Annotated in this window: 12 protein-coding genes; 10 read left to right on the forward strand and 2 right to left on the reverse strand. The window is 61.4% G+C overall.

Annotated elements, in window-relative coordinates; translation table 11 throughout:
- Positions 1–52 precede the first annotated feature (52 nt).
- From JQS30_RS07675 to tatC, 5 genes are all read left to right on the forward strand, one after another.
- Complete coding sequence (locus JQS30_RS07675) at positions 53–1,039, forward strand: helix-turn-helix transcriptional regulator (RefSeq protein ID WP_213172764.1); 987 nt, start codon at positions 53–55, stop codon at positions 1,037–1,039.
- Positions 1,036–1,998 carry a helix-turn-helix transcriptional regulator gene (locus JQS30_RS07680; RefSeq protein ID WP_213172765.1) on the forward strand — a complete coding sequence of 321 codons (963 nt, stop codon included), beginning with the start codon at positions 1,036–1,038 and terminating at the stop codon, positions 1,996–1,998. The genes JQS30_RS07675 and JQS30_RS07680 overlap by 4 nt, the downstream gene beginning before the upstream one ends.
- Positions 1,995–2,225, forward strand: coding sequence for a hypothetical protein (locus tag JQS30_RS07685; protein ID WP_213172766.1), 231 nt, complete (start codon positions 1,995–1,997; stop codon positions 2,223–2,225). Before JQS30_RS07680 ends, JQS30_RS07685 begins: the two co-directional genes overlap by 4 nt.
- Positions 2,226–2,508: 283 nt before the next feature.
- Entirely contained in the window at positions 2,509–2,790 is a 282-nt protein-coding gene (gene tatA, locus JQS30_RS07690) for a Sec-independent protein translocase subunit TatA (protein WP_213172767.1), read from the forward strand.
- 110 nt (positions 2,791–2,900) lie between these two features.
- Positions 2,901–3,779 (forward strand): twin-arginine translocase subunit TatC, encoded by an 879-nt coding sequence (gene tatC / locus JQS30_RS07695; protein WP_213172768.1) that lies wholly within the window; start codon positions 2,901–2,903, stop codon positions 3,777–3,779.
- A gap of 129 nt (positions 3,780–3,908) precedes the next feature.
- Here the strand turns inward: tatC and JQS30_RS07700 are convergent, their stop codons facing one another.
- The gene (locus tag JQS30_RS07700) at positions 3,909–4,646 is read right to left on the reverse strand and encodes an HAD family hydrolase (protein ID WP_213172769.1); all 738 of its coding nucleotides are present in this window, start codon (positions 4,644–4,646) and stop codon (positions 3,909–3,911) included.
- 214 nt (positions 4,647–4,860) lie between these two features.
- Between JQS30_RS07700 and JQS30_RS07705 the strand changes: the two genes are divergently transcribed.
- Positions 4,861–7,578 (forward strand): DEAD/DEAH box helicase, encoded by a 2,718-nt coding sequence (locus JQS30_RS07705; RefSeq protein ID WP_246498113.1) that lies wholly within the window; start codon positions 4,861–4,863, stop codon positions 7,576–7,578.
- Positions 7,579–7,583: 5 nt separating this feature from the next.
- Here the strand turns inward: JQS30_RS07705 and JQS30_RS07710 are convergent, their stop codons facing one another.
- On the reverse strand, positions 7,584–8,477 hold the full coding sequence (locus tag JQS30_RS07710) for a 5'-3' exonuclease (protein WP_246498114.1): 894 nt from the start codon (positions 8,475–8,477) through the stop codon (positions 7,584–7,586).
- Between the two features lie 381 nt (positions 8,478–8,858).
- Between JQS30_RS07710 and JQS30_RS07715 the strand changes: the two genes are divergently transcribed.
- The 4 genes from JQS30_RS07715 (at position 8,859) to JQS30_RS07730 (ending at position 13,064) form a co-directional block, all read left to right on the forward strand.
- Positions 8,859–9,752, forward strand: coding sequence for an ABC transporter substrate-binding protein (locus JQS30_RS07715; protein WP_213172772.1), 894 nt, complete (start codon positions 8,859–8,861; stop codon positions 9,750–9,752).
- A gap of 6 nt (positions 9,753–9,758) precedes the next feature.
- The gene (locus JQS30_RS07720; RefSeq protein WP_213172773.1) at positions 9,759–10,580 is read left to right on the forward strand and encodes an amino acid ABC transporter permease; all 822 of its coding nucleotides are present in this window, start codon (positions 9,759–9,761) and stop codon (positions 10,578–10,580) included.
- Positions 10,577–11,341 (forward strand): amino acid ABC transporter ATP-binding protein, encoded by a 765-nt coding sequence (locus JQS30_RS07725; protein WP_213172774.1) that lies wholly within the window; start codon positions 10,577–10,579, stop codon positions 11,339–11,341. The genes JQS30_RS07720 and JQS30_RS07725 overlap by 4 nt, the downstream gene beginning before the upstream one ends.
- Positions 11,342–11,456: 115 nt before the next feature.
- The gene (locus tag JQS30_RS07730) at positions 11,457–13,064 is read left to right on the forward strand and encodes an amidohydrolase (RefSeq protein WP_213172775.1); all 1,608 of its coding nucleotides are present in this window, start codon (positions 11,457–11,459) and stop codon (positions 13,062–13,064) included.
- Positions 13,065–13,558: the final 494 nt, after the last annotated feature.

A 13,558-nucleotide genomic window follows, 5' to 3' on the forward strand; every position in this document is an offset into this window, starting at 1 on the left:
ACCGGGGCGCATTCCTGTGGTGAAGTCACGCGCGAGAGCATAGGGTAGTACCGTGTCGAACGATCGCACTGAAAGACTCATTAACCTGGTGCTTTGTCTGCTTTCGCAGCACCAGTTCCACACTGTGGAGAAAATCGCGCAGACAGTGCCCGGATACGAGCACAATGTCGATGATCCGAAAGCGCATGAAGCCTTCCAAAGAAAGTTCGAGCGAGACAAGGCCGAGCTGCGCCGATTGGGGATTCCGCTCGAGTCGCGAACGGATGCCTCGATTGATTGGGAAAAGGGCTACCGCATCCCACGGGGTGACTTCGAGTTGCCTGAAATCGCGCTGACGGCCGAAGAGGCCGCTGTGGTCGCGACGGCGGCGAAGATGTGGCGCGAGCCGCAACTGCAAACCGGTGCCCAGTCGGCGCTGTGGAAGTTGCGTGCATCGGGCCTGGATATCGACATGACCGAGCCCAGCGCGGTCCGTCCCCAGATTATGGCCGAGGAGGCCTTCGCGCCGATCATGGACGCCATCGAAGCTCGCCGGGTGGTGAAGTTTGACTACCTGGGCCGCCGTGACGAGGAGCCGCAGCGGCGCACCGTCCATCCCTATAGCTGCGCCTCGTGGCGCGGACACTGGTACATGGTTGGTTTTGACGTGGACCGGGGCGCTGAACGGTGCTTTCGTCTCTCGCGGGTACGCGGCAAAGTCCGCCACACTGGGCCGGCGGGAGGCTATGAGATCCCCTCTGAGGTGGACGCGTTGGCTTACCTTTCAGACATCGATCCACCGCCGACAGCTCCGCAGCGAGCCAAACTACTCATACGCCCACGTGCCGCATGGGGAGTGCGGCGGCGGGCGGACCTGATGGGCCCGCGCACCAAAGACGGCGACGAGGTCCATCTTCCCTTCCACGATGTGGAGCGCACCGCGACATGGCTAGCCTCATTCGGCTCCGACGTGGTGGTGTGCGCTCCGCCAGAATTGGTCAAGGCGACCATGACGGTGTTGCACGGCATAGCCGATTCCTATCCTGGGGAGGACCGATGAGTACCAGCGCCGACCTTTCCCGGTTGTTCAACCTCATCCCATACTTGGCCGCGCGTCCCGAGGGCGTCAGCTATGAACAAGCGGCAGCCGACTTCGGGACGACCGTTGAGAAATTGCAACGGGACTTGAAACTGTTGTGGATGTGTGGCCTGCCCGGATATGGCCCCGGGGACCTCATCGACATCGCCTTTGACGATGATGGCGTTCGCGTCAAGTTCGACGCGGGAATGAGCCGTCCGGTGCGCCTGGCCCCACAGGAGGCTATGGCGTTGCAGGTGGCGCTGCGGGTGCTGGCTGGCACCCCAGGAGTGGCCAACCATGAGGCCATTACCAGCGCCATGGACAAGATCGCCTCTGCCGCCGGCCGCGCCCATGTTCCCTCAGCCACGGTGGCCGAGACGGTGGCCGAACGTAACGCCTCGGAGTTTGTCGCCTTGGTTGAGTCGGGCCGTGCCGCGCGCATCACCTATTATTCTCCGGCGCGCGACGCCTCCTCCGAGCGTGTCATCGACCCGGTCGAGGTTGTGACCTCAGGCGGCCACGCCTACCTGCGGGCATGGTGTCGTTCCTCGGAGTCGATGCGTCAGTTCCGGCTGGATCGGATCGATTCGTGCACCTGGCTCGACGAGGAGGCTGTCACCGACCGGGTCAGCGACGAAGAGCCGGCCGCGCCGACGGATTTCCTCTCCGGCCAGCTGCCGGTGCTGGAATTGAACATCGGCACTAGCTTGCGGTGGATCGCCGAGGCGTATCCGTGCGAGGAGTTGACCGCGGTGGCCTCGGGGCGCTGGCGGGTGAGGTTGCGGTACCGCGATATCGACTGGGCGAAGCGGTTCATTCTCGGTTTGGGACCGGATGCCGAGGTCATCGCGCCCGAACAGTTGCGGCGTTCGGTGGTATCGGAGGCACGGGCGGCGCTGCAACGATATGCCGACTTGGAGGATAGGATCGCGCTGTGATGTGGATTTCGGGAGCTTTGATCCTGCTTGGCCTGATCGTACTGGTGGTCGCGGCGCTGATGGTGCTGCCACATGTTGCCGGTCTGACGAAGCGGTTGGAGCGTTTGCAGCGACGTAAGCAACAAGTCGAGGTATTGCAGACGCGAGTCGAGGAGTTGCAAACGGACGTGGAGGCTCTACAGGAGAAGCTTCCCACCCCCGATTCTCTCCCGCAGGGGCGACGGTAGCGGAACCTTGCGCTGTGGTGGCCGTTTGGGCCTTTTGCGCATGAGGTGAATTAAACTAGTATTTATAGGTGTGCTCCGTGGGCCGCAGCTGCCGTGCTAGCGGCTGGCACAGTAGGCCACAATATGATTAACAATCTTTAAATTTTACTGGTTGACCTTGACTCACAGCAGTCACATGCGCGAAGCTGAGTCCGCCCAGGTCAACCAAACCCACAGCGGTCTGGATTCATAAGACCAAGCAGCATAGGATTGACTACCCGACCGCAACCGGAGGTTTTGAAACATGGGTGCATTTAAGCCCTGGCACATAGTCGTCATGATCCTCGTGGTCGTGTTGCTCTTCGGCTCGAAGAAACTGCCCGACATGGCACGCGGGCTAGGCCGCTCCATGCGCATTCTCAAGAGCGAGACCGAAGCCATGCGCGGCGAGGACAAAAACGACGAAGACGATGGCCGCGCAGAACCCAAGCACTCCCGCCAGCCACTGGACAGCCAGCCCGCCGACAAGACCGATAGCGCAGTGATCGAAGGGGAGTCCGTCAAGGACGACCGCAAGACCTACTAGCGAACACCTAGCAGCCAAAGGACGCCCCCACCTAACCGACTCAGATGCCTCTGTTCAAAAGAAAACGTGCAACTCGGTTCCAACGTGCTCAAGACGGTTCCATGTCCCTCATGGAACATGTGCAAGATCTACGCTCCAGGTTGCTGGTGGCAGTCCTCGCCATCGTCGTGGCCACAGTGATCGGCCTCTTCTTCTCGCAAGATGTGATCAGCTTCCTCTCGCAGCCCTATTGCACCATGAAGGAGAACTTGGAGGGGCGCGAGCAAGAAATCTGCCAGTTCAACCTCTCCTCGCCGATTTCCGAATTCACCCTCATGCTGAAGGTGGCCCTCTACATGGGGCTCGTCGCTTCGGCTCCCATCTGGATGTACCAACTGTGGGCCTTCATCGCGCCGGGCCTCCACCGGCACGAACGTAAGTACGCCTACGCCTTCGCCGCCATCGCCACCCCCTTGTTCGCCGGAGGGGCCTTCCTGGCCTACTTCGTCGTTTCGCGAGGCATGCAGTTCTTCATGAACATCAACCCCAACTTCAACATCACGATCGACCTGGAGAAGTACATCAACTTCTACCTGGGGGTCATGATCGTGTTCGGCCTTGGGTTTGAGTTCCCCCTCATTATGCTGATGCTCAACGTTGTCGGCCTCGTCACCGCCAAACGGATGCTCAGCTGGTGGCGCATCGTCGTATTCGTCAGCTTCTTGTTCACCGCGATCATGACGCCCACGCCCGACCCGTTCGGAATGACGGCGCTGGCGATCTGCATGATCATCCTGTACCTAGGAGCGGTGGGGATCGCGAGTATCAACGACAAGCGACGTGGCCGCAAGGAAGAGTCGCTAGCCGACGATGAGTCTTCCGATATCGAGGAGGCCACGGGTGTGCAAGTGGCGTCCTCCCTCGACGAAGACGACTCGGAGGGCGAGGAAGGGACTGTCCGACGCGGTCGTTTCGGTCGCCGCCGCAACTTTGACTCCGATGCGACCTAGCCACAAGTAGCGAGACATAGTGCCGTTGACTCTCCCGCGTCTATGGGGGAGTCAACGGCACTATTGGGCCCGATGCCATTTGTGGCCACTGCGGCGGCCGGCGTGGGCGCGGCTTCGCGCCTGAGATGATTAAGGGCACGAGGAGGCGAGCTTGATGACCGCGTCCAGCCCCAGCGTCTCTCCTGGTCCGGCATGGGGGAGCAGATAGGTCCGGCAGCCAAGTTCATTGGCTCCGGCGTCGGCGAGGGTATCGCCGACCATGAGGCTACGGCGCGGCTCGACCATGAGCGCAAGGCACGCTTCATAGAAGATCCGGGCATCAGGTTTGCAGTAGCCGACTTCGTAAGACAGTATCCACGCGTCGATGAGGTGGTCAAAGCCCAGATGTTTGATGATGGGGCGTGCGTCGAAACCGATGTTGCTGACCAGCGCGATGGGGAAACCCTGAGCCTTGAGGCCCATGAGCGTAGGGATGGTGTCGGCAAAGGCGACCCACCCGTCTGGAGTCAACAAGCGGTCGTACAGAGCCTCGGCGAACCCGTCGAAGGTGCCATGTGCCTGGTCGATCAACGCGGTGAAGGCTTCACGATGGGCCTCCTCGCTCAGGTCGCGGTCGGCCCAGGCGGCGGCGAAATGGGGCCGCACGCGCGGAGCGATCCCGGTGCCGACCCAGCCTTGCGCTCCGACCGACTCGGCCAGGGCGGTGGCTTCCAGGTGCGATAGCGTTCGTCCGCAGCGCTCGGCTGCCAGGGTCACCGACTTGGTCAGCGATTCCACTTGCGCTAGCGTGCCGTGGAAATCAAAGAGGACCGCGCCGATGCCCGGTTTGTCGAATTGATGTCCGCTGTGAGAAGACCCCTCATGCACAGACGGACCATACCGCGACTTGTATCGCCGCTCACAGCCGGTGCGGCCCTAAGAGGTGTGACCCGCACTGACGCGCCAAGACTCGCGAGAAGTCCGCTGTTTGCCGATGCGCGGATATTGATGACGGCTACGAAGCGCGGCCAGAGAGCGTCAATTGCTGTGGTCGGTGGTGCCGGTGTCGCCGATGCCATTTTCAGCGCCTAATCTGGGGGACATGGTGTCTTCTGCCTCCCCGTCTCCGGCCGAGCGTTATAGCGCTGCCAAACTTCGCTCCGAATACCAATCTTTGAGCGCCTTTCAAGAAACGTATCCGTTTGAACTCGATGAGTTTCAAATGGACGCCTGCCAAGCCGTGGAGAAAGGTCATGGAGTCTTGGTCTGCGCTCCCACCGGCGCGGGTAAGACCGTGGTGGGGGAGTTCGCCGTTCACTTGGCGCAAGAATACGAGGGAAAGTGCTTCTATACGACACCTATCAAGGCGCTGTCTAACCAGAAGTACCACGACCTGGTGGCCGCCTACGGTACCGAAAAAGTCGGTCTTCTCACTGGTGACACGGTTATTAACCCGGATGCGTCGGTGGTCGTTATGACCACCGAGGTTTTGCGGAACATGATTTACGCGTCCTCTCCGGCGCTGAAGAACCTTCGCTATGTGGTCATGGACGAAGTTCACTACTTGGCCGACCGTTTTCGGGGCCCGGTGTGGGAAGAAATCATTATTCATCTACCACAGTCGGTGGCTGTGATCAGCTTGTCCGCCACAGTCTCCAATGCTGAGGAATTCGGCGACTGGCTCAAAAGCGTGCGCGGATCGACCGAAGTGGTCGTCTCCGAAGAACGACCCGTGCCGTTGTGGCAGCACATGATGGTCGGCAATGTTCTGTTCGACGTATTCGACCACCACGGCAACCTCAATCCCGACCTGCGGCAAAAGGCCAAGCGCAAACTCGAACAGGGGGAGCGGTATCGGGGCCGGGGAAAGAAACGACGCAGCTTCGCCGACCGAGCCCAAATCGTGGCCAACCTCGATCGGGAAGCGCTGCTACCGGCGATCTACTTCATCTTTTCGCGCGTCGGTTGTGACGCGGCGGTAGAAGAGTGCGTTCATTCGGACCTGAAACTGACCACCCCCGAGGAACGTTCCCAAATTATGGCGCTGGCCGAGGAACGCACCGCGCACATTGAATCAGATGACTTGCAAGCAGTCGGGTATTGGCGGTGGATGGACGGCCTAGCGCGTGGGGTGGCCGCACACCACGCTGGGCTGCTACCGGTGTTCAAGGAAACCGTTGAGGAGTTGTTCCTGCGCGGCTTGATCAAGGTGGTCTTCGCCACTGAGACCTTGGCACTGGGCATCAATATGCCCGCCCGCACGGTGGTGTTGGAACGGCTGGTCAAGTATGACGGCGAGTCGCACGTGATGCTGACTCCCGGGCAATACACACAGCTGACGGGCCGGGCCGGCCGACGGGGAATCGACGTGGAGGGCCACGCGGTGACGATCTGGAGCGAGGAAGTACATCCGCGAGATGTAGCGGGCCTGGCTTCGAAGCGAACCTATCCGTTGAACTCTTCGTTTGCCCCCTCGTACAACATGGCGGTCAATCTTATCGGCACGGCTGGGCGCAAGCGCGCCGCCGAAGTCTTGTCCTCGTCGTTCGCTCAATTCCAGACCGACGCGGCGGCGGTACACATATCAGAACAGGCCCGGCGGGCCGAGGCGAAAGCCGACGCGGTGGTGGCCGATCTGGAGTGCGATCGCGGGGACTTCTTGTCCTATTACGAGCTGTCGCAGGAACTGGCGAAGGCGGAGAAACAGGCCCAGAAGCGTAACCGTGGGCTGCGGCGCGATGAGGCGATTCATACGCTGAACAACTTGCGGCCAGGGGACATCATTTGGATGTCTTCGGGTAAACGCGCTGGCTGGGCGGTTTTCATTGATCGTGGGTTGGGTCGGTCTGGTTCCGAACCGCGTCCGTTGTTGTTGACGGCCTCGGGGTGGGCGGGCAAAGTCGCGGGTGCGAGCTTGCAGTCGGGGGTGGAGAAGCACGGCTGGATGAAGTTGCCCAAGCGGTTCAACCATCGTGATCCGCGGCAACGGCGTGACCTGACGGCGAGTTTGCGGGAACAGACGAAGTATCTTGATACGCCGAAGCGGCGACGGCGCACGCGCAGCCAGGAGGACCCCGAAGTCGATCGTCTGCGTGAGCAGTTGCGGTCGCATCCGTGTCATGGCTGTCCGCAGACGGCCTCGCATACTTCGATTGCGGCCCGGTGGTTCCTGCTGAATAAAGACGCCAAGGTGTCTCGGGAGCGGTTGCAGAAGCGGTCCTCCTCGCTTGACCGGCAATTCCAGGCCGTTTGCGCGGTTCTAGAGGAGTTCGACTATCTCTCCGGTGACGCGGTGACCGATTCGGGACAGCTGCTGCGACGGATTTTTTGCGAATCGGACCTCTTGGTGGCTCGCTGCCTAGAAGAGGGCGTGTGGGAAGGGTTGCAGCCAGCGGAGCTGGCGGCGGTGGCTTCGGCGGTGATCTATGAGTCGCGCTTCGAGGAGGATGAGTGGCTGGTGGCGATACCCTCGGGCCGAATCGCCGATGTCATGGAGGTGACCCAGCGCCGCTGGGACGCCATCCACGGATGCGAGAAACGCAATAACGTGGCTTTGACGAGCAAGCCGCAAATGGGGTTGGTGTGGCCGATGTATCGCTGGGCTCGTGGTGAACCGCTGGCGCAGGCGCTCAAAGCCGCCGATGGGCCCTACCCGATGCCCGGTGGGGACTTCGTGCGGTGGGCGCGCCGCACGATAGACCTCTTGCACCAAGTAGGGGACGCTGCGAAGGCAATCGACACTTCAGGGTCGCGCGACTTGGCCAATAAGGCATTCGCCGCCGTTGACTTGGTCCGACGGGGAGTGGTGGCTGACTTGTAGCCGGGTCAGGGCCTGACTTTGGCCATAGTCGTGGTGAGCCGTTCGATCACGTTGGCTAGTCCCCATTCTTTGACCAAGGACTCCACCTGGTCCGCCTCGACGGGTTCTCTAGGCAAGGTGGGGTCAATGTCGGGGATGTCGACGCTGGTGATGGCCGTGGAGACGCTGGCTGCCTTCGCTAGATAGTGTTCGGCCTCTAGCAACGCGGTGCGTTGCCGTTTGGGGATGGTCGACTCAGCGTCATGGGCGATCATCACCAAGTCGTCGAGGTCGCCGTATGCGTGGAGGAGTGTAGCGGCTCCCTTTTCTCCGATTCCCTTCACGCCCGGCAGCCCGTCGGAGGCATCGCCACGCAAGACGGCGAAATCGCGATACTGATCGGGCCGTACTCCGTACTTTTCCATCACGGCCGCAGCGTCCCAACGTTTCGATTTGGCCAGGCCGCCACCCATATAGATCACGCTAATGTCGCGCTCGTCGTCGACGAGTTGGAATAGGTCGCGGTCTCCCGTGACAATCGCCGCTGGCCCTTCGGATCGCTGCACGAGCGTGGCGATGACGTCATCGGCCTCAAAGTCGGGGTGGGAGGCAGTCGCGATGCCCAGGGCCACCAGCAGCTCTTCGATGGCGGCCACTTGTTCGTCAAGGCCCTCGGGAGTGTCTTCCGAGCCATCGGCCAGAGTGCGGTTTACCTTGTATCCCGGCAGCAGGTCCAACCTCCACTGTGGCCGCCAATTCCCCTCCAGGCAGCACACCATTCCCGTGGCGTCAAATTGGCCGGTCAAGAACGACAGGCCATCGAAGAATCCGCGAATCGCACCAGAGCGTTTTCCGTTGGGTGCCGTCACTGAAGACGGGATCGCATGATATGACCGGTACCACAACGATGCTGCATCCACATACAAGTCCATATGCTCAAGCCTGCCACGAGTCCCTGACACTGTATGGCAGAGGGCGAGAACGGCGCAGTCTGTTCCCTGGCGATCATGGCCCCAGTTCGTTAGATGGCCTGAGGCCTTTGCCGGAAGTATCGAGCCATGTGCCAAGGCTTATGCGGTTTGGGTTCGAATGAGCAGGGCGACCCATTGCCGCCAGCCTGTCCGGATTTTATCGGTCGATACATGCTCATAGAAGCGCCACCCTGAAAGGAACGCTGAACAATCCCGTGTTGAGTGACACAATCGCAGGTAGAAGAACAATGCGCCATCAAAACTGAAGCTACTTTCAGGACTGACTATATATTCATAAGACTGATTAACTATTACAACTGGGGAGTTCCGGTGAACACCAAAGCCCAACCCGTCCGGCGCAGCGCCGCTGCCGCCGCCGCGGTCGCACTGTCCCTCGGCCTTGCCGCCTGCGGCCTCGGAGATGACGAAGACACCCTAGTCGTGTGTACTTCGATTCCGTTTCACCCCTTTGAATTCCGCGAGGGGCAACTAGACGAGGACGAAGAATCCGGCGAAGAAGACCGCGGCGAAGTCTCCGACATCGTCGGCTTCGACGCTGACATGATGGCCCTCCTAGCCGATCGCACCGACCAAGACGTCGACTGGCTTGACGTCCGCTTCGAATCGATCGCCTCCTCCCAAGCGTTGAACGCCAACCGCTGCGACATCGCCGCGGCCGCCCTGTCCATCACCGAAGAACGCCAGGCCGCCATGGGCATGTCCGACCCTTACTTCCGGGTCGACCAATCGCTCGTAGCCCCCACCGACTCGTCGGTGAACTCCCTGGAAGATCTCGACGGCCTCCAAGTGGGTGTCCAATCGGGCTCCACCGGTGAAGCCTATGCCGAATCCGTCGCCGACGAATATGGCTTCACCCCCGTGTCCTTTGACAACATGGGCCAAGTCCAGCAAGCCCTCACCGCAGGGACCGTGGACGCCTCCTTCGCCGATATCGTCGCCTGGTCCTCCATGATCGAACGCGGTGGCCTCGACCTGGAGGTTAAGGAAAGCTTCGAGACCAACGAGTACTACGCCTTCGCCGTCCAACGCGACAACACCGACCTGCTCAACGAAGTCAACGCCATGCTGGCCGAAGCCTTCGAATCGGGCGAATACGCCGAGATCTACGAACGCTGGATCGGCGAACCCTACGAGGGCGGCGCCATCGACCCCGACGCCGATGCCGACATCGACATCGACGACGAAGAAGATAGCGACGAGTAAACCTCGATGGTAAAAACCGAACCCACAACCACACCGAACAGGAAACTCACCGTACGACAGCGGCGGCGACTAAGCCTGACCATTCAGTACCTCGCCTTCATCGCCGCAGTGGGCATCGTGGCCTGGATTGCCGACTGGGCCACCATCGCCGACTCGTTCTTCGACCTGTCGGTAGCCTCGGGAATGTTCCCCGACGCCTACCGGGCGCTGGCCAACACCGTCACCTATACGGTGCTCGCCTACGCGGTAGGTTCGCTCATCGGCGTGCCGCTAGCGCTTATGCGCATATCGGCGAACTTCGTCTATCGATGGTTCGCCATGATCTACATCGAAATCTTCCGTGGGCTGCCAGCCCTGCTGGTGCTATTCCTGGTCGGTTTCGGTCTTCCCATGGCCTTCCCAGGGCTCTCCTTGCCCGGCGGGGTCTATGGCACCGTGGCCCTGGCACTAGGTCTCACCTCCTCGGCATACATCGCCGAGACAGTGCGCGCTGGCATCCAAGCGGTGCCCTCGGGGCAGGTGGAGGCGGCTCGGTCGTTGGGAATGTCGCACTCGCGCACCATGACCACGGTCGTGTTGCCGCAGGCGATTCGCATCGTCATTCCGCCGTTGACAAATGAGTTCGTGATGCTCACCAAGGACTCCTCCTTGGTGTTCGCCATCGGGCTCACGGCGGCGACGATGGAGATAACCCGATTGGCCGACAGCACGCTCAATGCCGAGGCCAATGCCACGCCACTGGTGGTGGGTGGCCTGCTGTATCTGATGTTGACCGTCCCCTTGGGATATGTGGCCCGGTTGCTAGAGAACAAGGGAGGTCGCTCATGACCGATGTCGAGGCCGATCAGTCCCCACCCATCGTGTCTGTGTCGCAGTTGCATAAGTACTTCGGCAAGAATGAAGTCCTCAAAGGCATCGACCTGGAGATCAACGAAGGAGAGGTTGTCTGTGTCATCGGGCCCTCTGGCTCGGGCAAGTCAACCCTGCTGCGTTGCATCAACCTGTTGGAGGAAGTCACCTCTGGCTACATCTGGGCGGCTGGACATGAGATGACCCACCCCGATTGCGACGTCGACGCCGCGCGGCGTGACATCGGAATGGTCTTTCAGCACTTTAATCTCTTCGAGCACATGACGATTCTGCAAAATGTCACCATCGCTCAACGCAAGGTGCTCAAACGTTCCAAGGCCGAGGCGGGCCATATGGCACGTCAACAGTTGGAATCGGTGGGAGTGGGGGAGAAGGTCGACGCCAAACCCTCCCAGCTCTCCGGCGGACAAAAACAGCGTGTGGCTATCGCCAGAGCCTTGGCGATGCAGCCACAGCTGATGCTGTTCGACGAGCCCACCTCAGCGCTCGATCCGGAGCTAGTGGGCGACGTGCTGGCGGTTATGAAGGAACTGGCCACACAGGGCATGACGATGATCGTGGTGACCCACGAGATGGGATTTGCTCGTGAGGTGGCCGACCGGGTGGTGTTCATGGACGGCGGCGTGGTCGTCGAACAGGGGCCGCCCTCCGAGGTATTGACCGATCCGCAGGAAGAACGCACCCGCAGTTTCCTGGCGCGGGTGTTGGAGAAGACCTAGCGTCGAATCCGCCAAACCGCCAGTGGGGTGGGATGCCGTGCCAGCGGCGTCCCACCCCACTGGCGTGAGGACGGTCCGGGGTGGGACGCGCAGGGGCGGTAGAGATAATGAGGCCATGAGCGCATCGTCTGATTCCACGTTTCCCCCACATGTTTCCGCGACGCCGAACGCCGCCTCTGGCGCTGAGACGACGCTGTGGAGATCAAAGTCGGTGGTGAGTCCGGTCAGCCGCGATGCCGACGCCATCCAGACCACCGGTGAATTCATCACCTGGGTTGGCCGGGCGAGCGAAGCCCCGGCCTCGGATACCACGGTGGACCTGGGCGCGACCGTGGTGACACCGGCCTTCGTCGACTCCCATGCGCATATGCTGTTCACCGGATCGGAGCTATCCAACCCGAGTTTGTCGGCGGCGACCTCGGCGGAGTCGTTTCTCGACATCGTCGCCTCTCACGCGGCCACCCTCGCCCCAAGCGACCCGGTGATTCTGCGAGGCTGGGACGAGACCACCTGGGCTGATGCGACCTTCCCCGAGACCGAGAAATTGGTCAACGCCGCAGGAGGGCGCGATTACTACTTTCCACGCGCCTGCGGCCATATCGGCCTTGCCTCCCCGTCCTTGGTCGCCGCGCATCCGCAGCTGGCCCAACTTGACGGCTACGACGCTGGCGGCATTATGCGTCAGGCCGCCCACCGGGCCACGTTTTCCCTGTTGACCCGGCATGTTGGCTTGTCGTTGCGTCAAAGTTGGAATTCGGCGGCACTCAAACACGCCGCCAGCCTTGGTGTCGCTGCTGTGGTGGAGTGCGCGATCTCCACCGACGACCCCTACTGCGAACAGGACTTCCAACAGCTGCTCGCCCTCGGTGAGCGCAGCGACCACCCAGCGGTCTTCGGGTGGTGGGCCGAACTGTGCGCCGCTGAGAAAGCACGTGACCTCGGAGCTTATGGATGCGGGGGTGATTTGAACATGGATGGCTCCATCGGCGCGCGCACCGCGGCGCTGAAAGAACCATACTTCGACGAGGAGTCCACCAGCGGCCACCTGTACTTGACGGCCGACCAAGTCCATGAGCATTTGCTCGACTGCCGTCGTTTCGGCCTACCCGCCGCGTTTCACTCGATCGGTGACGCCGCCACGGCCACGGTCATCGACGCATTCCATAAACTGGCCGCCCACGTGGATGTCGAGGAGATCCGGCTGGCCCGCCACCGGGTCGAACACTGCGAAATGGTCGACAAGGACCTCATCGCCGGCCTGGTCAAGTATGGCCTGTACGCCTCAGTGCAACCGTCGTTCGACGCGGCCTGGGGCGGGCTGGAGAAGATGTACGCCTCGCGGCTGGGTAAGCAACGCTCACTCGAGGCCAACCCCTTGGCCAGCTTGGCTGGAGTCGGTGTTCCCCTAGCGTTCGGTTCAGACTCGCCGGTGACGGCAATCGACCCCTGGGGTGGGGTGCGCGCCGCAGTTCATCTGCACAACCCGACGCAGCGGCTCGGGATGGCCACGGCGTTTGCCGCCGCCACTCGCGGCGGATGGAGGGCGTTGGGCATCGACGACGCCGGGGCGATCATGCCCGGCCAACGGGCACATTTCGCGGCTTGGGAAATCGCCCAGGACAGCCTCGACGCCACCGGTTTGCCCGACATCGCCGACCAAAGTGTGGCCACTCCCCGTTGCGGCGCCACAGTCTCCTCCGGGCATCTCATACACCAAAATTAGGGTCCGCGCGGGGGCTTGCCCGAAGCGAACGTGCCACTTTTCACGCGAGGCCCAAGCGGCGAATTACGTTGCTACGCAGGCAAAACACAATCCACAATGTAAAGATGAATAAATTTGTAGAACGGGTTTTGCGGACCCGGTTGACAGCCCCCCATAGGGAGGGCTTACCGTTTGTAAGTCCACGGCGAACAGCGCTTTGCTGGACGTCAATACACTCGGGGGCGACTCGACTTGTTTCTCTCCCACGCAGACTGGACAAACGGTGGCTCGCGGCCGCAAGCCACCGGCGGCCAGGTCCAGATCGCGGGGGTCGGCGGAGCGAGGCGAGCAAGTCGCCGGTAGCGCCTTCTTAGCTGCCGATAACGATCAGTAGACAACAGTTCGTTGCCGCTCAGCCTGACGGTCACGAATTGGTCCGAAGGTCGTTGTCGAACGCAGAGAATGCGCTGGCCGTACAGGGACTGGGAGAAACCCGTGCGAGGGGCGCAATGCAT

It is taken from the genome of Natronoglycomyces albus (genome assembly GCF_016925535.1).
Classification (GTDB): domain Bacteria; phylum Actinomycetota; class Actinomycetes; order Mycobacteriales; family Micromonosporaceae; genus Natronoglycomyces; species Natronoglycomyces albus.

Coding starts and splice junctions, on each gene's coding strand:
- JQS30_RS07680 (WP_213172765.1), top strand. CDS start 1,036: ATGAGTACCAGCGCCGACCTTTCCCGGTTGTTCAACCTCATCCCATAC.
- JQS30_RS07730 (WP_213172775.1), top strand. CDS start 11,457: ATGAGCGCATCGTCTGATTCCACGTTTCCCCCACATGTTTCCGCGACG.
- JQS30_RS07725 (WP_213172774.1), top strand. CDS start 10,577: ATGACCGATGTCGAGGCCGATCAGTCCCCACCCATCGTGTCTGTGTCG.
- JQS30_RS07720 (WP_213172773.1), top strand. CDS start 9,759: ATGGTAAAAACCGAACCCACAACCACACCGAACAGGAAACTCACCGTA.
- JQS30_RS07705 (WP_246498113.1), top strand. CDS start 4,861: ATGGTGTCTTCTGCCTCCCCGTCTCCGGCCGAGCGTTATAGCGCTGCC.
- tatC (WP_213172768.1), top strand. CDS start 2,901: ATGGAACATGTGCAAGATCTACGCTCCAGGTTGCTGGTGGCAGTCCTC.
- tatA (WP_213172767.1), top strand. CDS start 2,509: ATGGGTGCATTTAAGCCCTGGCACATAGTCGTCATGATCCTCGTGGTC.